This window comes from Streptomyces sp. NBC_01384, from assembly GCF_045040035.1.
Taxonomy (GTDB): Bacteria; Actinomycetota; Actinomycetes; order Streptomycetales; family Streptomycetaceae; genus Streptomyces.
Genome location: NZ_CP109559.1, coordinates 8717509 through 8743615, shown reverse-complemented (window position 1 = coordinate 8743615; position 26107 = coordinate 8717509). Strand labels below are relative to the sequence as shown.

At 70.0% G+C, this 26107-nt stretch carries 25 protein-coding genes; 5 read left to right on the top strand and 20 right to left on the bottom strand.

The genetic code is table 11. The features are described 5' to 3' along the window. Positions 1–19: 19 nt before the first annotated feature. The 18 genes from OG747_RS40170 to OG747_RS40085 form a co-directional block, all read right to left on the bottom strand. A complete protein-coding gene (locus OG747_RS40170; RefSeq protein WP_405884267.1) occupies positions 20–1420 on the bottom strand; it encodes an aspartate aminotransferase family protein in 1401 nt (466 codons plus the stop codon). Further along, positions 1417–3345 (bottom strand): 1-deoxy-D-xylulose-5-phosphate synthase, encoded by a 1929-nt coding sequence (dxs, locus tag OG747_RS40165; protein WP_405884266.1) that lies wholly within the window; start codon positions 3343–3345, stop codon positions 1417–1419. The genes OG747_RS40170 and dxs overlap by 4 nt, the downstream gene beginning before the upstream one ends. A 28-nt stretch (positions 3346–3373) precedes the next feature. Further along, positions 3374–4531, bottom strand: a complete 1158-nt coding sequence (gene ispG, locus OG747_RS40160) for a flavodoxin-dependent (E)-4-hydroxy-3-methylbut-2-enyl-diphosphate synthase (RefSeq protein ID WP_405884265.1) — start codon at positions 4529–4531, stop codon at positions 3374–3376. Positions 4532–4535: 4 nt separating this feature from the next. Beyond that, on the bottom strand, positions 4536–5558 hold the full coding sequence (hpnH, locus tag OG747_RS40155; RefSeq protein WP_405884264.1) for an adenosyl-hopene transferase HpnH: 1023 nt from the start codon (positions 5556–5558) through the stop codon (positions 4536–4538). A gap of 5 nt (positions 5559–5563) precedes the next feature. Beyond that, positions 5564–6205, bottom strand: a complete 642-nt coding sequence (locus OG747_RS40150; protein ID WP_405884263.1) for a 1-hydroxy-2-methyl-2-butenyl 4-diphosphate reductase — start codon at positions 6203–6205, stop codon at positions 5564–5566. Then, entirely contained in the window at positions 6205–8229 is a 2025-nt protein-coding gene (gene shc, locus OG747_RS40145; RefSeq protein ID WP_405884262.1) for a squalene--hopene cyclase, read from the bottom strand. The genes OG747_RS40150 and shc overlap by 1 nt, the downstream gene beginning before the upstream one ends. A gap of 113 nt (positions 8230–8342) precedes the next feature. Then, complete coding sequence (locus OG747_RS40140) at positions 8343–9470, bottom strand: polyprenyl synthetase family protein (RefSeq protein WP_405884261.1); 1128 nt, start codon at positions 9468–9470, stop codon at positions 8343–8345. After that, positions 9470–10933: a hydroxysqualene dehydroxylase HpnE gene (hpnE, locus tag OG747_RS40135; protein WP_405884260.1), complete on the bottom strand. Its 1464-nt coding sequence runs from the start codon at positions 10931–10933 to the stop codon at positions 9470–9472. The genes OG747_RS40140 and hpnE overlap by 1 nt, the downstream gene beginning before the upstream one ends. Then, positions 10930–11070 (bottom strand): DUF6380 family protein, encoded by a 141-nt coding sequence (locus OG747_RS40130; RefSeq protein WP_405884259.1) that lies wholly within the window; start codon positions 11068–11070, stop codon positions 10930–10932. Before OG747_RS40130 ends, hpnE begins: the two co-directional genes overlap by 4 nt. Continuing rightward, positions 11070–12020, bottom strand: a complete 951-nt coding sequence (hpnD, locus tag OG747_RS40125) for a presqualene diphosphate synthase HpnD (RefSeq protein ID WP_405884257.1) — start codon at positions 12018–12020, stop codon at positions 11070–11072. The genes OG747_RS40130 and hpnD overlap by 1 nt, the downstream gene beginning before the upstream one ends. Beyond that, positions 12017–12919, bottom strand: a complete 903-nt coding sequence (hpnC, locus tag OG747_RS40120; protein WP_405884256.1) for a squalene synthase HpnC — start codon at positions 12917–12919, stop codon at positions 12017–12019. Before hpnC ends, hpnD begins: the two co-directional genes overlap by 4 nt. A 358-nt stretch (positions 12920–13277) precedes the next feature. Further along, positions 13278–14051, bottom strand: coding sequence for an ABC transporter ATP-binding protein (locus OG747_RS40115; protein WP_405884255.1), 774 nt, complete (start codon positions 14049–14051; stop codon positions 13278–13280). After that, the gene (locus OG747_RS40110) at positions 14044–14973 is read right to left on the bottom strand and encodes an ABC transporter permease (protein ID WP_405884254.1); all 930 of its coding nucleotides are present in this window, start codon (positions 14971–14973) and stop codon (positions 14044–14046) included. Before OG747_RS40110 ends, OG747_RS40115 begins: the two co-directional genes overlap by 8 nt. A gap of 120 nt (positions 14974–15093) precedes the next feature. Then, on the bottom strand, positions 15094–15966 hold the full coding sequence (locus tag OG747_RS40105) for a glycosyltransferase family 2 protein (RefSeq protein WP_405885956.1): 873 nt from the start codon (positions 15964–15966) through the stop codon (positions 15094–15096). Between the two features lie 8 nt (positions 15967–15974). Continuing rightward, positions 15975–16754, bottom strand: coding sequence for a CDP-alcohol phosphatidyltransferase family protein (locus OG747_RS40100; protein ID WP_405884253.1), 780 nt, complete (start codon positions 16752–16754; stop codon positions 15975–15977). Beyond that, the gene (locus OG747_RS40095) at positions 16732–17793 is read right to left on the bottom strand and encodes an iron-containing alcohol dehydrogenase family protein (protein WP_405884252.1); all 1062 of its coding nucleotides are present in this window, start codon (positions 17791–17793) and stop codon (positions 16732–16734) included. The genes OG747_RS40100 and OG747_RS40095 overlap by 23 nt, the downstream gene beginning before the upstream one ends. Beyond that, positions 17781–18533, bottom strand: coding sequence for a sugar phosphate nucleotidyltransferase (locus OG747_RS40090; RefSeq protein WP_405884251.1), 753 nt, complete (start codon positions 18531–18533; stop codon positions 17781–17783). The genes OG747_RS40095 and OG747_RS40090 overlap by 13 nt, the downstream gene beginning before the upstream one ends. Next, positions 18530–20347 (bottom strand): DUF5941 domain-containing protein, encoded by a 1818-nt coding sequence (locus OG747_RS40085; RefSeq protein WP_405884250.1) that lies wholly within the window; start codon positions 20345–20347, stop codon positions 18530–18532. The genes OG747_RS40090 and OG747_RS40085 overlap by 4 nt, the downstream gene beginning before the upstream one ends. 335 nt (positions 20348–20682) lie before the next feature. Here OG747_RS40085 and galE point away from each other — a divergent pair, with 335 nt between their 5' ends. The 4 genes from galE (at position 20683) to idi (ending at position 23855) form a co-directional block, all read left to right on the top strand. Beyond that, positions 20683–21663 (top strand): UDP-glucose 4-epimerase GalE, encoded by a 981-nt coding sequence (gene galE, locus OG747_RS40080; RefSeq protein WP_405884249.1) that lies wholly within the window; start codon positions 20683–20685, stop codon positions 21661–21663. 180 nt (positions 21664–21843) lie between these two features. After that, positions 21844–22782 carry a cation diffusion facilitator family transporter gene (locus tag OG747_RS40075; protein WP_405884248.1) on the top strand — a complete coding sequence of 313 codons (939 nt, stop codon included), beginning with the start codon at positions 21844–21846 and terminating at the stop codon, positions 22780–22782. A gap of 58 nt (positions 22783–22840) precedes the next feature. Further along, positions 22841–22975: a hypothetical protein gene (locus OG747_RS40070; RefSeq protein ID WP_405884247.1), complete on the top strand. Its 135-nt coding sequence runs from the start codon at positions 22841–22843 to the stop codon at positions 22973–22975. A gap of 286 nt (positions 22976–23261) precedes the next feature. Continuing rightward, the gene (gene idi / locus OG747_RS40065; RefSeq protein WP_405884246.1) at positions 23262–23855 is read left to right on the top strand and encodes an isopentenyl-diphosphate Delta-isomerase; all 594 of its coding nucleotides are present in this window, start codon (positions 23262–23264) and stop codon (positions 23853–23855) included. Between the two features lie 11 nt (positions 23856–23866). On the opposite strand, the gene OG747_RS40060 is transcribed toward idi, so the two are convergent. Beyond that, positions 23867–24406: an ATP-binding protein gene (locus OG747_RS40060; protein WP_405885955.1), complete on the bottom strand. Its 540-nt coding sequence runs from the start codon at positions 24404–24406 to the stop codon at positions 23867–23869. 281 nt (positions 24407–24687) lie between these two features. On the opposite strand from OG747_RS40060, the gene OG747_RS40055 reads away from it, so the two are divergent. Further along, on the top strand, positions 24688–25482 hold the full coding sequence (locus tag OG747_RS40055) for an enoyl-CoA hydratase/isomerase family protein (RefSeq protein ID WP_405884245.1): 795 nt from the start codon (positions 24688–24690) through the stop codon (positions 25480–25482). Here OG747_RS40055 and OG747_RS40050 read toward each other — a convergent pair. Next, positions 25469–26104, bottom strand: a complete 636-nt coding sequence (locus OG747_RS40050) for a DJ-1/PfpI family protein (RefSeq protein WP_405884244.1) — start codon at positions 26102–26104, stop codon at positions 25469–25471. The two genes, OG747_RS40055 and OG747_RS40050, sit on opposite strands and share 14 nt — an antisense overlap. Between the last annotated feature and the right edge of the window lie 3 nt (positions 26105–26107).

Genomic DNA, 26107 nt, shown 5'->3' with positions numbered 1-26107 from the left:
CGCCCCGAGTGTGCACCCTTTACCGGTTGGCCATCGCCTGCTTGACCAGTGTCTTTCCGAAGTCCCACATGAGCCCGCCGCCGTTGTGCGCGTCGTCCATCACGGCGGTGAAGGCCTCCACGAACCGGTCCACGTCCCGCTCGCCGATGATCAGCGGCGGGATCAGCTTGATCACCTCCAGGTGGTCGCCGGAGACCTGGGTGAGGATGCGGTGCCGCTGGAGCAGCGGGACGACGACCATCTGCGCGAACAGGCCCTTGCGCGCGGCCTGCAGCATGGTCCAGCGGCTGCGCAGCTTCAGCGACTTGGGCCGCCCGAACTCGATGCCGATCATCAGACCCCGGCCACGTACGTCGCTCAGCAGCTCGTACGTGTCGACGAGCGCCGTGAGCCGGGACTTCAGTCGTTCTCCCGTGGCCCGGGCGTTCGCCACGGTCTGTTCGTTCTCCATCACGGAGAGCACGGCGAGACCCGCCACCATGGCCTGCGCGTTCGAGCCGAAGCTCGCCGAGTGGACGAGGACCCGGTCCATGGACGAGTAGACCTTCTTGAAGATCCAGTCCTTGCCGAGGGTCGCGCCGACCGGCACATAGCCGCCGGAGAGCGCCTTGGCCACGCACACCAGGTCCGGTTCGACGCCCTCCTCGTGCTGGTAGGCGTAGAAGTCCCCGGTGCGCCCCAGGCCCGTCTGCACCTCGTCCGCGATGAGCAGCGCCTTGTGCTGGTGCAGCAGCTCCTGGGCGGCGCGCAGATATCCGGGCGGGGCCTCGTGCACGCCCTTGCCCTGGACGGGCTCGACGATCAGCCCGGCGACGTCGCCCTTCTTCAGCTCCCGGGTCAGGACGTCGAGGTCGCCGAGCGGGACGGCCGTGTCGGGCAGCAGCGGGGCGAAGCCGTCGCGGAAGCCGTCCTCGCCGTTCACGGAGAGCGAGCCGGTGGTCAGTCCGTGGAAGGCGTGGGAGCAGTAGAGGATCCTCGGCTTCCCGGTGGCGTACCGGGCGAATTTCAGCGCGGTCTCCACGGCCTCCGTACCGCTGTTGCCGAAGAACACCCGGTCCAGGTGCGGGCTGTGGGTGAGCAGCTTCTCCGCCAGCAGCCCGGGCAGCGGCTGGCAGTCGAAGCGGGTGAGGTCGGCGAGCGAGGCGTCCAGGACGTCGTGCAGCGCCTGGCGGACCACCGGGTGGTGGCGGCCCAGGCCCATCACCCCGAACCCGGCGAGCATGTCCAGGTAGTCGTTGCCGTCCGCGTCCCAGAAGTGCGCGCCCTCGGCCCGCTCGTACACCTTGTCGAAGCCGATGGTGTGCAGCATGCGCGGGAGCTGGTGGTTCAGGTACTTGGTGTGCAGCTCGTAGCGCTCGGCTCCGCGCTCGGCCAGCAGCGCGCCGAGGTCGAACTCCCGCTTCTGAGCAGAGTCGCTCATTCCTGTTTCTCCTTGGACAACTCATCCTCGGACAGCACGTCCTTCGACAGCGCGTCCTTGACGGCCAGGCCGGCGCTGATCCGCCCGGCGATCTCGACGGGCGTGAGACCTATGTCGGCCAGCACCTCCCCGCGCTTGGCGTGCGCGAGGAACTGCTCCGGAATGCCGAACCGCCGTACGGGCACATCGACCTCGGCGTCCCCGAGCGCCAGCGCGACCGCCGCGCCGACGCCTGCCGCCCGGCTGTTGTCCTCGACGACCGCGACGAGCCGGTGCTCGGCGGCGAGGCCGGGCAGCGCCGGGTCGACGGGTTTGACCCAGCGCGGGTCGACGACGGTGCAGCCGATACCGCGGGCCTCGAGGAGCTCGGCCGCCTGGAGGCAGACCGGCGCCATGACGCCGACGGCGACCAGGAGCACGTGCGGACTCTCCACGGAACGGTGCAGGACGTCCAGCCCGCCCAGGTGGTCGACCGCCGGGATCGCGGGGCCGACGGACTCCTTGGGGAAGCGGATCAGCGTCGGCGCGTCGTCGACGGCGACCGCCTCCCGCAGCTGGGCCCGCAGTTGGTCGGCGTCGCGCGGCGCCGCGATCCTGAGGCCCGGCACGACCTGGAGGATCGACATGTCCCACATGCCGTTGTGGGAGGCGCCGTCGACACCTGTGACGCCCGCCCTGTCCAGTACGAATGTGACACCACACCGGTGGAGTGACACATCCATCAGGAGCTGGTCGAAGGCCCGGTTGAGGAAGGTGGCGTAGACGGCGACGACGGGGTGCAGGCCGCCCGTGGCGAGTCCGGCCGCGGACACCGTGGCGTGCTGCTCGGCGATCCCGACGTCCCACACCCGGTCGGGGAAGCGTTCGGCGAACTTCCCGAGTCCCACCGGATGCAGCATGGCCGCCGTGATCGCCACGACGTCGTCCCGCTCCTCACCGATCCGGACGATCTCGTCCCCGAACACCGAGGTCCAGGACGGCCCGCCCGAGGGAGCGAGCGGCTCGCACGTCAGGGGGTCCATCACGCCCACCGTGTGGAAGTGGTCCTCCTCGTGTGCGAGGGCCGGCTCGTAACCGCGCCCCTTCTCGGTCAGGCAGTGCACGAGCACCGGCCCGTGGAAGCGTTTCGCGCGCCGCAACGCGGACTCCACGGCCCCGACATCGTGCCCGTCGATCGGCCCGACGTACTTGAGCCCGAGGTCCTCGAACATGCCCTGCGGCGCGAAGGCGTCCTTGAAGCCCTTCTTCGCGCCGTGCAGCGACTCGTAGATCGTGTGTCCGACGACGGGGGTGCGCAGCAGTACGTCCTTGCCCCAGGCGAGGACCTTCTCGTAACTGTCGGTCGTACGCAGGGTCGCCAGGTGGTTGGCGAGGCCGCCGATGGTCGGCGCGTACGAGCGTTCGTTGTCGTTGACGACGATGATCAGCGGGCGGTCCTTGGCGGCGGCGATGTTGTTCAGCGCCTCCCACGCCATGCCGCCGGTCAGCGCGCCGTCGCCGATGACCGCGACGACATGGCCCTTCTCGCCCTGCACCTGACGGGCCTTGGCGAGCCCGTCGGCCCAGCCGAGCGCCGTGGAGGCGTGGCTGTTCTCGATGATGTCGTGCTCGGACTCCTCGCGCGAGGGATAGCCGGACAGGCCGCCCTTTCCGCGCAGCTTGGAGAAGTCCTGGCGTCCCGTCAGCAGCTTGTGTACGTAGCTCTGGTGGCCGGTGTCCCACAGGATGCGGTCGACGGGTGACTCGAAGACCCGGTGGAGCGCGATGGAGAGTTCCACCACCCCCAGATTGGGCCCGAGGTGACCGCCGGTCCTGGCGACCGCGTGCACCAGGAAGTCCCTGATCTCTTCCGCCAGTTCACCGACGTCCGCCTCGGACAGCGCCTTCAGGTCGCGTGGTCCCCGGATGCTCTCCAGAATCGTCACGCTCGGGCCCCCTCTCGGTCCGTGCTGATCAACTCACGGTGACGGCCGGTTCGCCGGAGGCGACGCCGTCGTTCTCCATCTGCTCGGCGAGCTTCATCGCTTCCTCGATGAGGGTCTCGACGATCTTCGACTCGGGTACGGTCTTGATGACCTCGCCCTTGACGAAGATCTGCCCCTTGCCGTTGCCGGAGGCGACCCCCAGGTCCGCCTCCCGTGCCTCTCCGGGGCCGTTGACGACGCAGCCCATGACCGCGACGCGCAACGGGACCTCCATCCCCTCCAGACCGGCCGTGACCTCGTCGGCCAGCTTGTAGACATCGACCTGGGCGCGCCCGCAGGACGGACACGAGACGATCTCCAGGCGCCGCTGCTTCAGGTTCAGCGACTCCAGGATCTGGAGGCCGACCTTGACCTCCTCGGCGGGCGGCGCGCTGAGGGAGACCCGGATGGTGTCCCCGATGCCCTCGCTGAGCAGCGCCCCGAAGGCGACGGCCGACTTGATGGTCCCCTGGAACGCCGGACCGGCTTCCGTCACGCCGAGGTGCAGCGGATAGTCGCACTGGGCGGCGAGCTGCCGGTAGGCGTTGACCATCACCACGGGGTCGTTGTGCTTCACGGAGATCTTGATGTCCCGGAATCCGTGCTCCTCGAAGAGGGAGGCCTCCCACAGCGCCGACTCGACGAGCGCCTCGGGCGTCGCCTTGCCGTACTTCTGCAGCAGCCGCCGGTCGAGCGACCCGGCGTTGACCCCGATCCGGATCGGGGTGCCCGCGTCCGCGGCGGCCCGGGCGATCTCGCGCACCTTGTCGTCGAACTGCTTGATGTTGCCCGGGTTCACCCGCACCGCCGCGCAGCCCGCGTCGATGGCCGCGAACACGTACTTGGGCTGGAAGTGGATGTCCGCGATCACCGGGATCTGCGACTTGCGGGCGATGGTCGCGAGGGCGTCCGCGTCATCCTGCGTGGGACAGGCGACGCGGACGATCTGGCAGCCGGACGCGGTGAGTTCCGCGATCTGCTGCAGGGTGGCGCCGATGTCCGACGTACGCGTCGTCGTCATCGACTGCACCGACACGGGTGCTCCGCCCCCGACCGCCACCGGTCCGACCTGGATCTGCCGCGACGCACGACGCTCGGCGATCGGTCGGACCGGCACCTCGGGGAGGCCCAAGGAAACGGCGGTCATGTCGTCACCCGCGGCTTTCCATGAAGGTCTCGCGGGCGGCGCGCAGCGACTCCTTGAGGGAGCCCATGGTGGCGAGGACGGCGGTCGGCTCATAGCCGCAGTGCGCCATGCAGTTCGCGCAGCGCTCGTCCTTGCCGCGGCCGTAGGAGTCCCAGTCGGTCTCCTCCAGAAGTTGCCTGTACGTCTGCACGTACCCGTCGCTCATCAGGTAGCAGGGCCGCTGCCAGCCGAAGAGCGAGTAGCTGGGGATCGCCCACGCGGTGCACGGGAAGTCGACCTTGCCCTCCAGGAAGTCCAGGAAGAGCGGGCTCTGGTTGAGCCGCCAGCGGCGCCGGTTGCCGCCCGCGAAGGCCTTCTTGAACAGCTCCCGGGTCTGCTGGACGCCGAGGAAGTGCTCCTGGTCGGGCGCCTTCTCGTAGGCGTAGGCGGGCGAGAGCATCATCTCGTCCACCTTCAGGTCGTCATTGAGGAAGTTCAGGACCTCGATGACGGTCTGCGGGGTGTCGGTGTTGAAGAAGGTCGAGTTGGTGGTGACGCGGAAGCCGCGCCGCTTGGCCTCCTTGATGGCCTCGACCGCCTCGTCGAAAGTGCCTTCCTTGGCCACCGACTCGTCGTGCCGCTCGCGCAGCCCGTCGATGTGCACGGCCCACGCAAAGTAGGGCGAGGGCTTGAACTTGTCCATCTTCTTGCGCATCAGCAGCGCGTTCGTGCACAGGAAGACGAACTTCTTCCTGGCCACCAACTGCCGTACGATCTCGTCGATCTGCGGGTGCATCAGCGGCTCACCGCCGGCGATGGAAACCATCGGCGCACCGGATTCGAGGACCGCTCCCACGGCCTGGGCGACGGGCATGCGCTGCTTGAGCACCCCCGCCGGGTGCTGGATCTTGCCGCATCCCTCGCACTTGAGGTTGCAGGCGAAGAGGGGTTCCAACTCGACAAGCAGCGCGAACTTGTCCCGTTTCCTGAGCTTCTGTTCAAACAGGTACGCAGCGACCTTCATGGACTGCCGAAGCGGCATAGCCATCTGGCTCACCTCCGAGGGAGCAACAAAGAACGGTGCCATTCAAAGAAAGCGGGAAGGACGGCACGAAGAACACGGAAAGCCGATATTCCACCGCGTACCGTTCCGATACGGACGAGTTCATGTTCTGGAGCGTCAACGACCACTCGTACGGCCGCAACCGGGCGCGCGCCCGCACGCACGGCGCTGTGGAGCGTGGCCGCTGATTCCATATCGACCGCGATTGCGCCGGTCGCGAGCAGATCCGACCGTTCGTGACCGCGGACGACGTGATCGGAGCCGGTGAGTGGTCCGGTGTGGACGGTGCGCCCGGGCACGGCGCGCACCAGTTCCTTGACGAGCAGTTCGGTGCCCACACATGGGGTGCTGCCGCGCGGGTCCCGGGCCTCCTCGGCGACCACCAGGTCACCGGGGTGCATGCCCGGGGCGAGCCCCGCACAGAAGCCCGTGGCCAGCACGGCGGCCTCGCTCAGCGCCGGGTCGGCGAGGACCCGGGTGATCGAGCGCTCGGCGGCCTTGGGCCCCATGCCGGTGCGCAGGACTGTGACGGGCCCGTCGGCGCCGGTGCGGTCGCCGCTGCGCAGGGCGAGGTGCTCGATGCCGAGCGCGCAGGCGATAAGGAGCGGGGCCGACGCAACCTGCCTGTCCATCAGTCCCCCTTGACCTCGGCGAACGTCTCGCCGTGGACGAAGCTCGGCTCGCCGTGGGCATAGCGGCCGAGCGCGGTGAGCGGGAAGACCTGTCGGTAGAGGTGGTAGTTGATCGAGAAGTCCCACGGGAACCCGGTGCCGGTGAAGTACGGCTCGTCCCAGGAGCCGTCCGCCAGCTGGGTCTCCGCGAGCCATTGGACCCCGCGCTCGACGGCCTTGGCCTCCCGCTCCCCCGCGGCCAGCAGGGCGAGCAGGGCCCACGCGGTCTGCGAGGCGGTCGAGGCGCCGCGGCCGCTCCACTCGGCGACGTCGTCGTAGGAGCGCAGATCCTCGCCCCAGCCGCCGTCGTCGTTCTGCACGCCCTCCAGCCAGGCCACGGCCCGGCGGATCGCCGGGTGCGAGGCGGGCAGTCCGGCGGCCACGAGCGCCGGGACCACCGACCCCGTTCCGTAGACGTAGTTGACGCCCCAGCGGCCGAACCAGGATCCGTTCGGCTCCTGGTGGGCGAGCAGCCACTCGATGCCCCGGCGGGTGCGCGGGTCGTGCGAGAGCCCCTCGACCGCGAGCATCTCCACCACATGGGCGGTGACGTCGGCGGACGGCGGGTCGATGACCTCCCCGAAGTCGCAGAACGGCAGCCGGTTGGGGAAGGCGCTGGTGTTGTCGACGTCGAAGGCACCCCAGCCGCCGTCCTTGGACTGCATACCGAGGTTCCACCGCACCCCGCGCCCGATGGCGTTCTCGACGCGGTCCGGGTCGTGGTGGCTGACCCGGCGCAGCGCGAGGGCGACCTCGGCGGTGTCGTCGATGTCGGGATAGTTGTCGTTGTGGAACTCGAACGCCCATCCCCCCGGCGGGAGTTGAGGGCGCTTCACCGCCCAGTCCCCGGGCCGGACGATCTCCTCTCCGAGCATCCAGTCCGCGGCCTTCACGAGCTGCGGATGGTCGGCGGGCAGGCCCGCGTCGGCGAGCGCGATGGTGGCGAGGCAGGTGTCCCACACGGGCGACTGACAGGCCTCGATCATCCGGGCGCCGTCCTCACGCCAGACCGCGAAGCGGTCCAGTGACGCCAGCCCCTCGCGCATCACCGGGTGTTGGAGGTCGTAACCGAGCAGGTGCAGCGCGATGACCGAGTACACCGCGGGCGGCTGGATGCCGCCCCAGCAGCCGTCGTTCTCCTGCCGTTCGATGATCCAGCGCCCAGCCTGGTTCATCGCGGCCCGGCGCAGTCGGCGCGGGGCGAATTTGCGGTACTGGTGCAACGCCTTGTCGAGACGCTGGAAGACCCCGTCCCAACTCGCCGCGGGGGCCGGAGGCTTGACCGGGTTGGGGTCCCGGGCGTCGGTGTGCAACTCGTCGAGCGGGAACGGCGCGGGCCGCACCGGGCGCTTCGCCGAGACGATGGTGAGCGGCACGATCGTCTGCCGGGCCCAGCAGCCGAAGTCGTAGATGTTGAGCGGCATCCACTTGGGGAAGTAGATGAGTTCCGGCGGGAGTTCGGGCAGGTCGTCCCACTTCCACCAGCCGAAGAGGGCGAGCCAGATCCGGGTGAAGACACGGGCCGAGGCGATACCGCCCCGCTCGCGGATCCAGGCGGCCGCCCGCGCCATGTGCGGCTCGTCCGGCCGGTCCCCGGCCAGCCGCAGGGCGACGTACGCCTCGATGGTGGCGGAGAGCTCGCCGGGGCCGCCGTAGAAGGTGGCCCAGGTGCCGTCCTCGCGCTGCTCGCCGCGGATGAACAGCCCGGCGGCGCGTGTGGTCCTCTCGTCGCGGATTCCCAGGAACTGACGGAGGAGCAGGTCCTCGGCGTCCATCGTGACGTTCGTCTCGAGGTCGCCCTTCCACCAGCCCTCCGGGTCCTGCAGCGAGAGCAGGAAATCGGTGGCGCGCTGTATGGCGTGCGTGGCGACGTCTCGGGTCTCGACTGTCCCGGCCGCCACGGGAGTCGTCTGTTGCTGGATTTCGCTGGCCGCGGCAGCGCGGGGCGGCAGTGCCCCGGTGCTTCCGTCGGTCGTCGCTGTCATGGCTTCCCCTTCGTGCAGTGGTACGTCTCTGCTGTGGGTCCGCCGTCGGCCGGTGCGTGACGCTCCCGCGGCACCGGCCGGCGACTACGCGAGGTTTATTCGACCGATAGTGATCATCTCTTTCGTACGACGACGAAGTCGGCGAGCGCCACGAGCTGGGCCCGCACCTGGTCGGGCATCTCCACGGCGTCCAGGGCCTCGATGGCGATGGTGTGCTGGCGGCGTGCCTCCTGGGCGGTCCACTCGCGGCCGCCCGCCTCCTCGATGAGCGCGGCGCGCGCGGCGAACTCCTCCTCGGAGAAGTTCTCGAAGTCGCTGGCCTTGGCGTCTTCGGCGAGCAGTTCGCCGAGCCGCTCGGAGGCGGGTCCGCCCGCGGCGAGCGCGGCCACGACCGGCAGGGACTTCTTGCGCTGGCGCAGATCGCTCCAGGTCTGCTTGCCGGTGGCCTCCGGGTCGCCCCAGATGCCGAGGAGGTCGTCGACGGCCTGGAAGGCCAGGCCGAGGTGGTAGCCGTACTTCTCCAGCGTGTCCGCGGTCCGGTCGTCGGCGCCGCCGAGGACCGCGCCGATGGAGCAGGCGCAGGCGAGCAGGGCACCCGTCTTGTTGCCCTCCATCTCCAGGCACTCCTCGACGCTGACCCGGTCGCGGTGCTCGTAGGAGATGTCCTGGGCCTGGCCGTCGATGAGGGCGCGGGTGGCGGTGGTCAGCCGGCGGGTGGCACGGCCGGCCTCGACGGTGCCGAGTTCGAGGAGGATCTCGTTGGCCAGCGCGAACAGGGCGTCGCCGACGAGGATGGCCTGGGCGGGGCCGTGCACCTTCCAGACGGTGTCGCGGTGTCGGCGCTGTTCGTCGCCGTCCATCAGGTCGTCGTGCAGCAGTGAGAAGTTGTGCACCAGTTCGACCGCGACCGCGCCGGGCACGCCGACCTCCGGGGCGGCACCGGCGGCCTGCGCGGAGAGCACGGCGAGCGCGGGGCGCACCGCCTTGCCGCCGTCGCCGTCCGCGGGGTTGCCCTGGGCGTCGATCCAGCCGAAGTGGTAGGCGGCGACGGTGTCCATGGGAGCGGCAAGGCGGTCGACGGCCGCCCGCAGCACCGGTGTGGCCAGGGTCCGGCCGCGCTCAAGGAGCGCGGTCACGTCCACCGCGTCGGCAGCCTTGTCGGCCGGGGGCACAGTGGGCACAGTCTCTCCTCTTGTTGCGGTACCGGGGGTGCGGGGGTCTGCCGCGCGCTCATCGAGCATCAGGCCGCCTCCTCGAACGCGAAGAGGTGGTCGCGGGGCCGGCCCAGGGCGCTCAGCGCGGCTCCCGCCGCACGGACACCGCTGCGGACCGCACTCTCCATGGTCGCGGGCCACCCGGTGGCGGTCCACGCGCCGGCCAGATACAGGCCGGGGGCTTTTGTGCGGGCGCCGGGCCGCAGCCGCCCGACGCCTGGGGTGGGAGCGAACGTCGCCGTGCGCTCCCGGGTCACGAAGAAGTCCTTCACCTCGGCGCCGCGCGCGGCGGGCAGCAGCCGCTCCAGCTCCGGCAGATAGCGCTCGCGAAGCACGGCGACGGGCTCGTCGATCTCGTCCTGAGCGGCCGACTGCGAGAGGGCGAGGTACTGCCCTTCCCGCAGCCCGGACGCCTCGGTACGGTCGAAGACCCACTGCACCGGGGAACCGAGCGCCGCGAAGAACGGACGCGCGAGCACCTTCCGGTCGTAGACGACATGGACGTTGAGGATCGGCGCGGTACCGATCTCCAGGAGCCGTTCGGGGGCGTCGAGTGCTCCCTCGGGCAGCAGATCGTGGGCCTCGCGCTGGGGTACGGCGAGGACGACGGTGTCGGCGTCGAGCGTTTCGCCGGGAACCTGAACGGTCCAACGCCCGTTCCCGTTAAGGGAGATGGAGGTGACGCGTGTACGGACTTCGGTACGCACGCCCGCGGAGTCGAGCGCCTTGCGGGCCAGGGTGTCGTGCAGTTCGCCCAGCGGGACGCGTGCCCAGCCGATGTCGGCCGCGCCCGGGTCGGACAGCAGACCGGTCTTGAACACCATCGCGGCGAGCCCGAGCGACGAGTCGCCGGCCACCGCGTTGAGGGTGGCGACCCCCACCAGGTCCCACAGTGCCTCGATGGCACGCTCCGACTGGCCGTGCGCGGCGAGCCAGCTGCCGAAGTTCTGGTCGTCGAGGGCCGGATCGTCGAGATCGAGCGCCTTGAGTGCCAGGGCGGCACGCCCTACCTTGGCGCGCTCGGCGAGCGACAGATGCTGATACGTCGCGAGGCCGCGCGCGAGATGCAGCGGTACGGGCAGTGCGTCGCGGCCGATTCTGCCGAGTCGTCGGCCGGGTTTGCCCTCGGCGTCGAGAACGGGCACGTCGAGACGATCCTGCAGCGGCGCGAGCGAGGCCCCGTCGATGCGGTCGAGGAAGCGGCGGTAGGCGGTGCAGCAGCGCAGATACACATGCTGACCGTTGTCCACGGTGAGCTCGCCGCGCTGGAAGGAGAAGGCCAGTCCGCCGAGCCGCGGCCGCCCCTCGAGCAGGGTGACCCGCACTCCGGCGTCGGCCAGCGCGAGCGCGGCGGTGATCCCGGCCAGCCCTCCCCCGACCACCACGGCGGCATCCCGCCCGTCGCCCGCCACCACCCTTTCAAGGCCGCGCTTCGCGCCCTCTTCTTTCGGGCTGCCCGAGGTCTTCGCGGGCTGCGTGTCCTCGCTCATCGTGCACCCTCCCCAGCGGCCGTGCCGCGGTGATTGAACGGTGCACGGTAGGCCGTCGCAGTCAGGGACGCCACCGGGCTCCGGAGGGTTGCGTGCCGCTTTTCGCCGGTGGAATCACCTTGGCCCAAATTGTCCATCAGGTGCGCCTCCTGACGGTACGGCGTGAGACGTGCCGGGCGTCCAGTCCGGACAGACCGCGCACCGCGACATACGCCTTCTCGCGCCCGGGCAGCGAGACGCGGCCGCGCAGCACCGCCTCCGGCTCGCGCTCGATGCGGTCGAGGAGCCGCCGGTAGATACCGGCCATGGCCGCGACACAGGCGCCGCTGCGCCGGTCGAGCATGGGCAGCAGCCGGTAGCCCTCCGCGAAAAGAGTGCGGGCCCGTCGCACTTCGAAGTGGACGAGGCCCGCGAAGTCGGAGCCCTCGGGTGGAGTCGGCCCGTTGAACCCGGCCGAGCAGCCGAACTTCGCGAGGTCGTCGGCGGGCAGATAGGTACGCCCGCCCGCCGCGTCCTCCCGTACGTCCCGAAGGATGTTGGTGAGTTGCAGCGCGAGCCCGAGCGTGTCCGCATACTCCGGCGCACGCTCGGCGCCGCGCGCCCCCGGTTCCGTACCGAACACGCCGAGCGAGAGCCGCCCGATCGCCCCGGCCACGCACCGGCAGTACACCTTCAGGTCGTCCCAGGTCTCGTACGTCTCACCGCGTACGTCCATCAGGACGCCGTCGATGAGTTCGTCGAGGCCGCCGAGCGGCACCGGGAAGTACGCGGCCGTATGACTGAGGGCGACCGCGACCGGGTCGGTGTCGTCCTCGTCGACCCGGCCCTCGCGGACCCGGGCGAGCAGCGCCTTGGTGTCCTCGAGACGAGCCGTCTTCACCTCCGGCGCCAGCGCGCCGTCGCCGATGTCGTCGACACGCCGTGAGAACGCGTAGAGCGCCGACATCGCGCGACGCTTGGGCGTCGGCAGAAGTCTGATGCCATAGGCGAAATTACGGGCCTGCTGACCGGTCACTGCCTCGCAGTAGCTGTAAGCGGCGAGTACCGGTGCGGACACGTGCTGTTCCGACTCCACGCTCCGGATCACCCCTCTCCTCGCAGAGTCACTCCCACCTCGCGCAGCAACTGGAGCTTGCCGGGCTTGGGCGGGCCGGGAAGTACGTCGTATTCGGCGGCGGCAATCGCGCGGATTGCCGCCCTTCCCCCTGCCACGAACCCCGCGAGCAGCAGCTTCAACCTGCCGTGGACGCTACCCACGAGGGGGGTGCCTTCATTCAGGAGGTGGAGCGCGCGTTCTGATTCGTATGCAACGAGCGCGCGCACCGATGCGCCTGCTGTGGCCGTGGCGAGATCCGCCTCCTGGACATGGAAGCGCTTCATGTCCTCGGCCGGCAGGTAGATGCGGTCGCGGCCGAGGTCCTCGGCGACGTCCTGAAGGTGCTCGGCGATCTGCAGCGCGGTACACACCGCGTCGGAGCGGCGGATGCGCTCGGGCGTCGAGGTGCCGGTGACGGAGAGGACGAGGCGGCCCACGGGGTTGGCGGACAGCTCGCAGTAGGCCAGCAGGTCGTCGTAGGTCTCGTACCGCTTGATCAGCTGGTCCTGGCGGTTCGCGGCGATCAGCCCGAGAAAGGGCTCGGGGGTGAGGCTCGCGCGCCGGACCGTGGGCTGCAGACGGCGCAGCAGCGGGTGGTGCGGCGTCGAGTCGAACACGCGGTGCAGGTCGGCCTCGAAGGCGTCGAGGAGCGCGAGGCGGTCCTCGGCCTTTTCGGGCGACACGCCGAGCAGCCTGGCGTCCGCGCCGCCCGGGGCGAGGTCGCCGTCGCCGATGTCATCGACAAGGCGGGCGAAGCCGTAGACGGCCATCAGATCGTCGCGCCAGGCCTTGGGCAGGAAGAAGGGCGCCACGGGAAAGTTCTCGCCCGCGGCCTTGTCGAGCGTTCCGCGCTCCGGATCACCAGAACGCGCCGTACCGGCTTGGGTCACCGCTCGCCGCCCGGCGCGGGGACGGCACACGCGTCGCGGAGCTGGAGAGTTTCCGTAGCCATTGCCGTCACATCTCCCGTTCTACACTGCCGACCCAATAGTGCCCATTTCGGACACGCCGCCCAGAACTCGGCACGGCGCGCCGGTGCCGGGTGTCGCGCAATATCGCCCCACTTGCCGCGATTCAGCACCGGTACAGCTTACGTTGTACAACGCAGCAAGGTTCGTCGGGGTGTCCTGCACATCACAACAACACACCGATTGGCGTCAAGATTCCTAAGGCCAGCCGGAGTTGGCGTTTCCTTTGCAGACGCAGGGCCCCGCCGGACCGTTCCGGCGGGGCCCTGGGCGAAACGGGCTACTTGCCCGTGAACTTCTCGTACTCCTTGAGGACCTCGTCGGTCGGACCGTCCATCCGCAGCTCACCGCGCTCCAGCCAGAGCACGCGGTCGCAGGTGTCGCGGATCGAATTGTTGTTGTGACTGACCAGAAACACCGTGCCCGCGCTCTTGCGCAGCTCGCGGATGCGGGCCTCGGAGCGCCTCTGGAAGGAGCGGTCGCCGGTGGCGAGGGCCTCGTCGATCATCAGGACGTCGTGGTCCTTGGCGGCCGCGATGGAGAAGCGCAGGCGCGCCGCCATGCCGGACGAGTAGGTGCGCATCGGCAGGGTGATGAAGTCGCCCTTCTCGTTGATGCCCGAGAAGTCGACGATCTCCTGGTAGCGCTCTTTGATCTGCTCGCGGGACATGCCCATCGCGAGCCCGCCCAATATGACGTTCCGCTCGCCCGTCAGGTCGTTCATCAGGGCCGCGTTCACGCCGAGCAGCGAGGGCTGGCCGTCGGTGTAGACCTTGCCGCTCTCGGCGGGCAGCAGGCCGGCGATGGCACGCAGGAGCGTGGACTTGCCGGAGCCGTTGGAGCCGATGAGGCCGATGGCCTCGCCGCGGTAGGCGATGAAGGAGACGCCTCTGACAGCGTGCACCTTGCGCACACCGCGCTCCTCGCCGCGCTTGACGATGCGGCTGAGGGCGGCGGTGGCACTGCCCTTGCCGGTCTTGGCGCCGTTGACGCGGTAGACGATGTGCAGCTCGTCCGCGATGACGGTGGGGATGTGGGACACCTGGTCAGCCACGGCCGTACCTCTCCTCTGCCTTCCAGAAGTAAACGAACCCGCCGGCGGCGAGGACCACGGCCCAGAAGGTCGCGATGGCCCACACGTGCGGCGGCAGGTTCTCCGCGCCGTATCCGTCGATGAGCGCGAAGCGCATCAGATCCATGTAGATCGCGGCCGGGTTCACCTGGAGCGCGCGAATGAACCACTCCGGCCGCCCGACGAGCATGTTGTTGATGGAGAACATGACGCCCGAGGTGTACATCCAGGTGCGCAGGATGAACGGCATCAGCTGGGCGAGGTCCGGGGTCTTGGCGCCCAGCCGGGCGACGATCAGCGCGAGGCCGGTGTTGAAGAGGAACTGCAGCACCAGCACCGGGACGATCAGCAGCCAGGACAGGCTCGGGTAGCTGCCGAAGCCGATCACCACGACAAACAGCACGAGCATCGAGAAGAGCAGCTGCTGCAGCTGCTGGAGCGCGAAGGAGATGGGCAGCGAGGCGCGCGGGAAGTGCAGCGCGCGCACCAGCCCCAGGTTGCCCGAGATCGCGCGGACGCCCGCCATGATCGAGCTCTGCGTGAAGGTGAAGACGAAGACACCGGTCACCAGGAACGGGATGTAGGTGTCGTGCGACATGCCCCGGCCGGCCTTCAGGATCACGCCGAAGATGAAGTAGTAGACGGCCGCGTTCAGCAGCGGCGTCGCCACCTGCCACAGCTGGCCGAGTTTGGCCTGGCTGTACTGGGCGGTGAGCTTCGCCTGCGAGAAGGCGAGGATGAAGTGGCGCCGCCCCCACAGCTGACGGACGTACTCCGCGAGTCCGGGCCGGGCCCCGCTGACCGCGAGCCCGTACCTGGCGGCCCGATCGGCTGCGGAGAGCCCGTCGTCGGGCGACGGAGGGTCACTCACCGCGACTGCTCCGTCATGCGCTGTCTCACTCACCAATGGAAACTTTCGTCTTCGGAATACGCACGTCCTGGTCGGGCAGGGCCAAGAGGCACGCGACCGGAGGACGGTCCGCGTGCTGTCAGGATCGAGCTTGTCAGATGACGAACGGGCTTGTCAGATGACGGGAGGACGGCCGAGGCGGGTCAGCCGCCACACCGTACGCCACTTCATGGGGCGCCGGCGTCCGCACGGACTGGTCCAGCCCTCCTTGAAACCGCCGAACCACGCCTTCAGGGCGGGTCCCGAGGGGCGGCGGGCCAGCGTCAGGAGCATCCACACGCCGAGGTAGACGGGGACGAGCGGCGCGGGAAGGTTCCGGCGCGCGAGCCAGACGCGGTTGCGGGCCACCATGCGGTGGTAGACCGCGTGCCGCGAAGGGGCGGTCGTGGGGTGGTACAGCACCATGTCGGAGCGGTAGTCGATCATCCAGCCCGCGTCGAGGGCCCGCCATGCCAGGTCGGTTTCCTCGTGGGCGTAGAAGAATTCGTCCGGGAGCCCGCCGACCTCGGCGAAGACCTTCGTACGGACCGCGTTGGCGCCGCCGAGGAAGGTGGTGACGCGCGAGGAGCGCATCGGGTCGGAGGCGCGCAGCCGCGGTACGTGGCGGCGCTGGGTCTCCTTGGTCTCGGGGTCGGCGATCCGGAAGCTGATGATGCCGAGCTCCGGGTCGGCGGCGAAGGCCCGACGGCACAGCTCGGCGGTGTCGTGGGTGGCGAGGAGGCCGTCGTCGTCGAGGAAGAGCAGGATGTCGACGTCCGTGCCGCCGTGGCCGAAGGCCTCGATACCGACGTTGCGGCCGCCCGGGATGCCGAGGTTCTCGGGCAGCTCGACGGTGCGTATGCCGTCGGGGACGTCCGGGACGGGCGAGCCGTTGCCGACCACGACCACCTCGACGCGGTCGCCGTCCTGCTTGGCGACGGAGTCCAGCAGGGCTCGGAGTTCGTCGGGGCGGTTGCCCATGGTGATGATGACCGCGCCGACCTTCATCGCCGTACTCACTTCAGCCTGCTGGAGGCGAGAATGGACACGAGGTGCAGCACGGTCTGCAGGATCGCGATGCCGGCCAGGACCGCGACGCCCAGCCGGGAGAAGAACAGGTCTCCCCGCACCGAGTCCAGGATCGCCAGTACCAGGATCAGCAGGGATGCCTCCATACCGAGCACCAGCCGGTGGAACTTCAGCGCCGCGGCGGCCTTGCGGGCCAGCGCCATGCCGGACGACCGCGGCTCGGACGCCGACTCCTTGACCGGCGGGAGCCCGCCCTGGTGGCGGGCGACGCCGACGAGGTCGGTCTCGGCCTTGATCAGGATCGCGCCGAGGGCGGCCAGGGTACCGAGGAAGGCCCAGAGCCAGTCGATCCGACCGGAACCCCACAGATCGGCGGCGCGCAGGCCGAAGCCGACGAGCACCGCGGCGTCGGTCAGATAGGCGCCGACCCGGTCCAGGTAGACCCCACCGAGCGAGAACTGCTGCTTCCAGCGCGCGATCTCGCCGTCGACGCAGTCGAGCAGCAGGTACAACTGGACACAGACCACGCCGAGCACGGCGCCCGCGATCCCCGGCACCAGCAGGGCCGGGGCCGCGAGGACGCCGAAGACGGTCATCAGGTAGGTCAGCTGGTTGGGCGTGACCCTGGTGTTCACCAGGTAGCGGTCGACCCGCAGGGACACCTCACGCATATAGAGGCGTCCCATCCAGTGCTCACCGCTGCGCCGGTCCTTCACCCCTGCGGGATGGACGACCGGGCGGAGTTCAGCTACCGATGGCCTTGACATAGTCGGCGTAGATGTCCTTGATCTGGTCGGTCTTGAGGTCGAGGTGTTCGAGGATCGTGTAGCGGCCGGGCCGGGTCTGCGGGGCGAACTCCACGGCCCGGACGAACTCGTCCGTGGTGAAGCCGATCTCCTCCGCCAGCACCGGCAGCCCGTGCCGGCGCAGCACCTCGGCCGTGTACGCCGACTCCTCGTGCGCCCCGCGCAGGAACATCGCGAACGCGGCGCCGAGACCGCACTGCTCGCCGTGGCTCGCGGCGCGCTTGGGATACAGCAGGTCGAAGGCGTGGTTGATCTCGTGGCACGAGCCCGAGGCGGGGCGCGAGTCGCCCGAGATCGACATCGCGATGCCGGTGAGGACCAGCGCCTCGGCGAGCACCTGGAGGAAGCCGTTGTCCCCGATGCCGCCCGGGTGCCGCAGCACCGCCTCGCCTGCCTGGCGCGCCATGGCGGAGGCGAGGCCGTCGATCTTCTCGCCGGTGACGCGGTTGGAGAGCTCCCAGTCCGCGATCGAGTTGATGTTGGAGATCGCGTCACCGATGCCGGCGCGCACGAAGCGGGCCGGGGCCTCGTGGATGACGTCCAGGTCGATGACGACGGCGATCGGGTTCGGCACGCCGTACGAGCCGCGGCCCGCGTCGTTGTCGAGGGTGGCGACCGGGGAGCACAGGCCGTCGTGCGCGAGGTTCGTCGGTACGGCGACCAGCGGCAGGCCCACGCGGGCCGCCGCGAACTTGGCGCAGTCGATGATCTTGCCGCCGCCGAGGCCGACGACCGCGTCGTAGCGGCCGACCTTTATTTCGCCTGCCAGCCGGACCGCGTCGTCGAGGGTGCCACCGCCCACCTCGTACCAGCTGGCGCCGGGCAGAGTGGGCTCGAGCCGCTCGCGCAGCCTGGCACCCGAGCCGTTGCTCACCGCGACGGCCAGCTTCCCGGAGTGCGAGATCCGCTGGTCGGAGAGCACGCTCGCCAGGTCGTCCAGGGCACCCGGACGGATGTCGACGACGACGGGCGAGGGGATGAGCCTCGTCAGTACTGGCACGCGATCTCACGTCCCTTGGCCAGGTCGTCGTGGTTGTCGATCTCGACCCACTTGACCTCACCGATCGGCGCCACATCGATCTTGAAGCCGCGGTTGACGAGCTCCTGGTAGCCGTGCTCGTAGAACTGCTGCGGGTCGGTCTCCCACACCGTCTTCAAGGCGTCGGTCAGGTCGGCGGCGGCGTCGCCCTCGATGAGGGTGACGCCGATGTACTCGCCGGTGGCCTCGGAGGGCTCCATCAGCTTGGTGATCTTCTGGACGCCCTTGTCGGGGTCGACGACGACCTTCATCTCCTCGTCGGCGAGCTTCTTCACCGTGTCGAGGGCGAGGATGATCCTCTTGCCGTCGCCGCGGGCGGCCAGCAGCGTCTTCTCGACGGAGACCGGGTGCACGGTGTCGCCGTTGGCGAGGATCACACCGTCCTTGAGGGCGTCACGGCCGCACCACAGGGAGTAGGCGTTGTTCCACTCCTCGGCCTTGTCGTTGTCGATGAGGGTGATCTTGAGGCCGTACTTGGCCTCCAGAGCGTCCTTGCGGTCGTACACGGCTTCCTTGCGGTAGCCGACGATGATCCCGACCTCGGTCAGCCCGATCTCGGCGAAGTTGCCGAGCGTCAGGTCCAGGACCGTGATGCTGTCCTCTATGCCCGCGGGGCCCACCGGCACGAGAGCCTTGGGGAGGCTGTCGGTGTAGGGACGCAGACGCCGTCCGGCGCCGGCCGCAAGCACGAGGCCGATCATGCGGGTTCTCCTTCATCGTGTACGGCGGGTGCGCCGCCCAAATGGGCGGCCACCCAGAAGCGGATGCTCTCGACGAGCACCAGCAGCGCCACGCCCACGGCGATCACCGTGAGCGCGACCTTGAACTGTGCGGCGGTGAGCAGCGCGGCCAGGACGGTGACCAGCAACGTCCTGCCTTCGTGCCCGCCGATCGCCCGCACCAGCCAGTGCGGGGGGGCTCCGGCGTCGCCGCGGATGCGGTACACCGTGTCGTAGTGATGGTAGGCGACGGCGGCCACCAGGCCGAAAGCCGCAGGAAGCGCCCCGTTCACGTCGGCCTTGGCTGCCAGTACGAGGACGGTGAGGTATTCGGCGGCGCGGTAGAAAGGGGGGACCAGCCAGTCGAGGGCGCCCTTGAGGGGGCGGGCGAGTGCCACGGGCGACAGGAGTACGTAGATCACGGCGCCCAGGACGGGCCACCAGCTGCCGTACGGGGAGAGCGCGGCTCCGAGCACCACGAGGGCTCCGGCGACGAAGGCGACGAACGCGGGACCACGGCGCACGGCCCCGCGCGTGACGCGGGTCAGCAGCTCGGCGAGCGGGCCGGAGTCGGTGAGGTCGACCAGCGCCTGCGCCGCCCGGTCCGTACGGCGCGCCTTGCGGGTCAGCGAGCGCAGCACACGGCCCGCCGTGGTGTACGTCGCGGCGAACGCGCAGCCGATGAGCAGCGCGTAGAAGGTGATGCGGGGGGTCGTCAGTGCCGTGAGGACGGCGATCATCGCCCATCGTTCGCCGATGGGCAGGACTATCATCCGGCGCACCCAGACCGTCCAGCCGACGCTGTCGAGCTTGTCCGACAGGGCGGCGGTGGGGCTGGTGTTGGCGGTGGCGTCGTGGTTCGCCTCGTTGAAGGAGAAGTCCACGACGTGCCGGCAGGTCTGCAGGATCATCGCGCCGAGGGCGAGTGCCCACACGTCGTCGCCGCCGCGGGCCGCGCCGAGGGCGAGGCCCGCGTAGTAGGCGTACTCCTTGGCGCGGTCGAAGGTGGCGTCCAGCCAGGCGCCGAGCGTCGAGTACTGCAGGGAGTAGCGGGCCAGCTGCCCGTCCGTGCAGTCCAGGACGAAGGAGAACAGCAGGAGCAGACCGGCCGCGACGAAGCCGGCCCGGGTGCCGGTGGCGGCGCAGCCCGCGGCGATCAGCGCGGTGAGGAGGGAGGCGGTGGTGACCTGGTTCGGGGTCAGGCCGCGGCGGGCGCACCAGCGGGCGATGTAGCGCGAGTACGGGCTGATGCAGTACGTCGTGAAGAAGCCGTCGCGGGCCTTGACGGCGCTGCGCAGGCGGACGGCCTCGTCGTCCACGGACGAGACGGCCTGCCGGGCCTCGTTGCGCTCCTGCGGGTCGGTGGGGACCGCGGCGACGAGTGTGCCCAGCTCGGGGCGGTACACGGCGACGCCGTCCGTGTCGAGGGCCGCGGTGAGGCGCTCGGCGAGGTTGTCGGTGGCGACGGCGAGGCCGCCGGAGGCGGAGCTCTCACGGGCCACGGCCCGGGTCAGCGCCCGGCGGGCCTCGGGCTGCACCGATACGGCGCCGGGCAGCGCGGAGGCCGCGAACCGGGGGTCCGTGAGGCCGAGGCGCAGTGCGTGCGGGTGTCCCACGAAGCGGGCGTCGACGACGGCGACCCGCTGGTCCGCCGGTACGGCGGCCAGCAGCGTCTCGGCGTCACCGGCTTCCGCGGCGAGCCGCACGTCGAAGCCGAGCGACCGCAGATCGCCCTCGAGCGACGATCCGGGGACCGGCTGGCCGGTGAGGATGGCGGTCGACGACAGCGAACTCACTCCCTGGGTGCCGACGCGGCCTCGCGCCGGGCATGTGCGTGATGGGATGGCCCTGGCCTGAACGGCAGCCGGGCAGCATGTCGGCAGAGGCTATCTGATGGTGAGAAGCGGTCGTTCACTGCCCGTTCACTGGACGATCAACCAGATCTGTGTACCGCCTCCGCCGCGATCATCATCGGTGATCCGGGGCCCACGCCACAAACCGCGCCCCCAGACCGGATCATTCACGGCATTGCATGCGGCACCCGGCGGACCGGTTCGGAGCGGGGCAGGCCGGGCGGGCCGGGGGCTTGTGTCGGCGGGCCCGGCAACGGACCGACATAGGGTGGTCGTCCATGACATGGCTGATCACAGGCGGGGCCGGATACATCGGGGCACACGTGGCGCGGGCGATGGCGGAGGCCGGGGAGCGCGTCGTCGCCCTCGACGATCTCTCCACCGGGGTGCCGAACCGGCTCCCGGAGAGCATTCCGCTGGTGCAAGGGTCGTCACTGGACGGGGATCTGCTCAAGCGGGTCCTCGCGGAGCACGCCGTGACGGGTGTGGTGCACCTCGCCGCACGCAAGCAGGTCGGCGAGTCCGTGGCCCAGCCGACCCGCTACTACCAGGAGAACGTGGGCGGACTCGCGACGCTCCTGGAAGCGGTGGCCGGGGCGGGCGTCAAGCGGTTCCTCTTCTCCTCGTCGGCGGCCGTCTACGGCAACCCGGATGTGGACCTCATCACGGAGGACACCCCCTGTGCCCCGATGAGCCCGTACGGCGAGACGAAGCTCGCCGGGGAGTGGCTGGTGCGCGCGGCGGGCCGGGCGCACGGCATCGCGACCGTGTGCCTGCGCTACTTCAACGTGGCGGGCGCGGCCACCCCCGAGCTGGCGGACACCGGTGTGTTCAACGTGATCCCGATGGTCTTCGACCGCCTCACCCGCGGCGAGGCCCCGCGGATCTTCGGCGACGACTATCCGACGCCGGACGGTACCTGTGTGCGTGACTACATCCACGTCGCCGACCTCGCCGAGGCGCACCTCGCGGCGGCCCGGCGGCTGGCCGGCGGCGCGACGGGAGACCTCACCGTGAACATCGGCCGCGGGGAAGGCGTCTCGGTCCGTGAACTCCTCACCCTCATCGGGGAGGTCAGCGGGGACACCCGGGAGCCGCTCGTCGAGCCGCGCCGCCCCGGGGACGCCCCGCGCGCGGTCGCCTCGGCCGGGCTGGCCGCTCGGGAGCTCGGCTGGAACGCGCGGCGCGGAGTACCCGAGATGGTGGAGTCGGCGTGGCAGGGGTGGCTGCTGCACCACCCGCGGCCACAGGACCACTGACTCGTGTCCCGGACGCGGGACCAGTCCCCGGACACAGGATTAACGATCTTGACCATGCTCTGACCTGCGGATCGTTTCCGCAGGTCAGAGCATATGACAACGGTGTTCAGTGCCGCGTTGCCCGATACCCCCTACCCGTAGTTCACTGTGATCCCGGGCAGAGCACAGGAGGCGGCTTCCATGGGGGCTGGACACGATCACGGGCACGCGCACGGCGCACCCCCGACCGGCACGGCGGCAGCCGCGTACCGCGGGAGGCTGCGGGTCGCGCTGTCGATCACGCTCACCGTGATGGTGGTCGAGCTCGTCGGCGGGCTCCTCGCCGATTCGCTGGCGCTGGTCGCGGACGCGGCGCACATGGCGACGGACGCGGTGGGTCTGGGCATGGTGCTGCTCGCGATCCACTTCGCCAACCGTCCACCCAGCGGGAACCGCACGTTCGGCTTCGCGCGGGCGGAGATCCTCGCCGCGCTCGCCAACTGTCTGCTGCTGCTCGGCGTCGGCGGCTACGTCCTGTACGAGGCGATCCACCGCTTTGTGACGCCCGCCGACACCCAGGGCGGTCTGACCATCGTCTTCGGTCTGATCGGCCTGGTCGCGAACACGATCTCGCTCACGCTGCTGATGCGCGGCCAGAAGGACAGCCTGAACGTGCGCGGCGCCTTCCTGGAGGTGGTCGCGGACGCGCTGGGTTCCGTGGCGGTCATCATCTCCGCGACGGTGATCATGACCACCGGTTGGCAGGCCGCCGACCCGATCGCCTCGATCCTCATCAGCGTCATGATCGTCCCGCGCACCTGGAAGCTGCTCCAGGAGACGCTCGACGTGCTCCTGGAGGCGGCGCCCAAGAACGTCGACATGGCGGAGGTGCGCGCCCACATCGTGGCGCTGCCCGGCGTCGAGGACGTCCACGACCTGCACGCCTGGACCATCACGTCCGGCATGCCGGTCCTCTCCGCGCACGTGGTCGTCAGTTCCGACGTCCTGAACGCGATCGGCCACGAGAAGATGCTCCACGAGCTCCAGGGCTGTCTGGGCCACCACTTCGACGTGGAGCACTGCACCTTCCAGCTGGAGCCGAGCGGGCACGCGGAGCACGAGGCGAAGCTCTGCCACTGATGGCTCCCAGGGCTCCCACTGGGACGAGTACTACGGGCCGCTCGGTACCCACGCGGACGTGGCCGACGTCACTCTGCCGGGCGTGGCCGAGGCCGTCGCGGACGCCCGGGCCGAGATCGCGATGCGCCGCGAACACGGAAGGGAGTACGGCTACGTGGGCTACGTCCTGCGGCCGGTCGTCGCCGGCACCTGACGCGTCCCGGCCCCGGTACGCCGTCCGGGCGAACACCGGATCGGACGTGCGCGCGAACACCCGATCCGACGTGCGGGCGAACACCTGATGCCCCCTGTCCTGGACGGTTCCTCGTCCGCGGCACCGGGCACGCTCAGGTGTCCGGCCACGTTCGGCGGCTGACGTACGTCAGCCTCGTGTCCCCCTCCGGGAGCCCGGAGGGGGACATGCGAGGAGGCGCGAAGTGCCGGGAGTGCCGGTTTCGTACGGCAGACTTGGGACTCGAAGACCGATGCGAAGGATGGGTATGCCGATCACACCTGCCACCGCGACGCACAGTTCGTCGAACGGCACCGTTGAAGCGATCTTGCTCGAGCTGGTCGACGAGGACGGCAATACGATCGGCACGGCGGAGAAGCTCGCCGCCCATCAGCCACCCGGGCAGCTGCACCGGGCCTTCTCCGTGTTCCTCTTCGACGAGCACGGCCGGCTGCTGCTCCAGCAACGCGCCCTGGGCAAGTACCACTCTCCCGGTGTCTGGTCCAACACCTGCTGCGGCCACCCCTACCCCGGCGAGGCGCCCTTCGCGGCGGCAGCCCGGCGCACGTACGAGGAGCTCGGGGTCTCCCCCTCGCTGCTCGCCGAGGCGGGCACGGTCCGCTACAACCACCCGGATCCGGAGTCGGGCCTGGTGGAGCAGGAGTACAACCACCTCTTCGTCGGGATGGTGCAGTCGTCGCCGCACCCCGACCCGGAGGAGGTCGGGGACTCGGCGTTCGTGACCGCCGCCGAGCTCATGGAGCGGCACGCCAAGGACTCCTTCTCGGCATGGTTCATGACCGTCCTGGACGCGGCCCGTCCGGCGATCAGAGAGCTGACGGGTCCGTCCGCCGGCTGGTGAAGAACCCGTTCTTACCAGGACTCCCCGACTGTCCCCGACGGGGACTGGACGATGCTCGGTGTGAGCGGCAGGGCGGCCCAGATCACCTTGCCGCCACTCGCCGTGTGCTCGACGTCGCACACCCCGCCCGATTCCCTGGTGACCTCGCGCACCAGCAGCAGCCCGCGGCCGCCGGTCCGGCCGTGGTCGGCCTCCAGGGCGGTCGGGCGATAGGGGTGGTTGTCCTCCACGGAGACCCGCACCCACTCGGCACCGACGGCCACCTCCACGGCGAGCATCGGGGAGAGCAGCGCCGCGTGCCGGACGGCGTTGGTGACCAGTTCGGAGACGATCAGCAGGAGTCCTTGGACGAGATCGTCCGACACCGGCACTCCTTGACGGAAGAGCAGGTCACGCACGGCGTGTCGGGCCTGCGGCACCGAGGCGTCGACGGCAGGAGCGGTGAACCGCCACACCCCCTCGTACGGCAGCGGACCGGGCGGTCTCCGGTCGGGAGGTACGTCCCCGGCGCCTTCGGGGCGGGAGTCGAACCCCCGCCCGTGGTTCTCCATCGTCCGGTCGCCACCCTTGCGCTCGATTGTCACCACACGTCGAGTGTTGGTAACACGCTGGTCCGGACCGGATGCCTGAGCAGAAGTCTGCGACTATCGACGGTTTCTGATCGTCGGCGTATGACACGGTCAGCTGTCCGACCGCTCCTGCCCCCGTTATGTCTGCTTCGACGACTATTCGGGTTGTACAGACCAGGTTCACGACGCGCCGAGCGCCACGATCCAGCCGAGGCCGCCCCTTCTTGATCGTACGTTCGAGGGGTGCGGATAGCATCCGGCCCATGGAGCCGCAGCTGTTGCACCGTGTCGACGACGGAGTCGCCACCGTCGTCATCCATCACCCCGCCAAACGCAACGCCATGACAGCGGCCATGTGGCGGGCGCTGCCGCCGCTGCTCGACGAGCTGACCGCGGACCCCGGTGTCAACGCGCTGGTGCTCACCGGCGAGGGCGGCACCTTCTGCGCGGGGGCCGACATCTCGACACTGCGGGGCTCCCCGGACGAGGCACAGGGCCTGGCCGTGGCCGCCGAGGAGGCGCTCGCCGCGTTCCCGAAGCCGACGCTCGCGGCGATCCGCGGGTACTGCGTCGGCGGCGGGTCGCAGCTCGCGGCGGCCTGCGATCTGCGGTTCGCCGAGGAGGGGGCGCGGTTCGGGGTGACCCCGGCGAAGCTGGGGATCGTCTACGCGGCCTCCTCGACCCGGCGGTTGATGTCGCTGGTGGGTCCCGCGACCACCAAGTACCTGTTGTTCTCGGGCGAGCTGATCGACGCGGAGCGCGCGCTGCGCACCGGCCTGGTGGACGAGGTGCTGTCCGAGGGGGAACTCGACAAGCGGGTCGGGGAGTTCACGCGCATCCTGGCCGCGCGCTCGCTGCTGACGCAGGCGGCCGCCAAGGAGTTCGCGAACGGGCGAACCGACCGCGACGCGTACTGGGCCGAGCAGGCGCGCGGCAGCGGCGACACCGCGGAGGGGGTCGCCGCCTTCCTGGAGCGCCGGCAGCCACGGTTCACCTGGACCACGCCGGGTTCCACCGGGGCTTCCACCAGGACTTCCACCGGGTCTACGCCAGAATGAAGCGGCTCTTGCCGCGGAACTCCGCCACGAGGTGCGCCGGAGCCTTCTGCGGGGACCCGGCGTCGTAGGGCGGCTGCGGGTCGTACTCCGTCAGCAGCTGCACGGCCTGCGCGTGCTCGTCGCCCGCGATCCGGCCGAGCAGGGTGAGCCCCATGTCGATGCCGGACGACACGCCGGCCGCGGTGACGTACTTCCCGTCGAAGACCACCCGCTCCCCGGTCGGCTCGGCGCCGAACCGCTTGAGGAAGTCGAGGGCCAGCCAGTGCGAGGTGGCCCGGCGGCCGTCGAGGAGCCCGGCGGCGGCGAGCAGCAGCGAGCCGGTGCACACGGAGGTCGTCCAGGTGCTGGTGGCGTCGGCGGCGCGCAGCCAGTCCAGGAGGGCCCGGTTCTCCATCTGCGGGGTCTGGCCCGGCCCGCCGGGGACCACGACGATGTCCGGGTTGGGCACCTCGGCCAGGGTCTTGTCGGCGGTCAGCGCCAGGTTGCCGTTGTCGTTGCGGACGGGGCCGGTGTGCTCGGCGACGAAGACGGTCTCCGCGCCGGGCAGGCGGCCGAGCATCTCGTACGGGCCCACGGCGTCCAGGGCGGTGAAGCGGTCGTAGAGGACGATGGCGATCTGCATCGG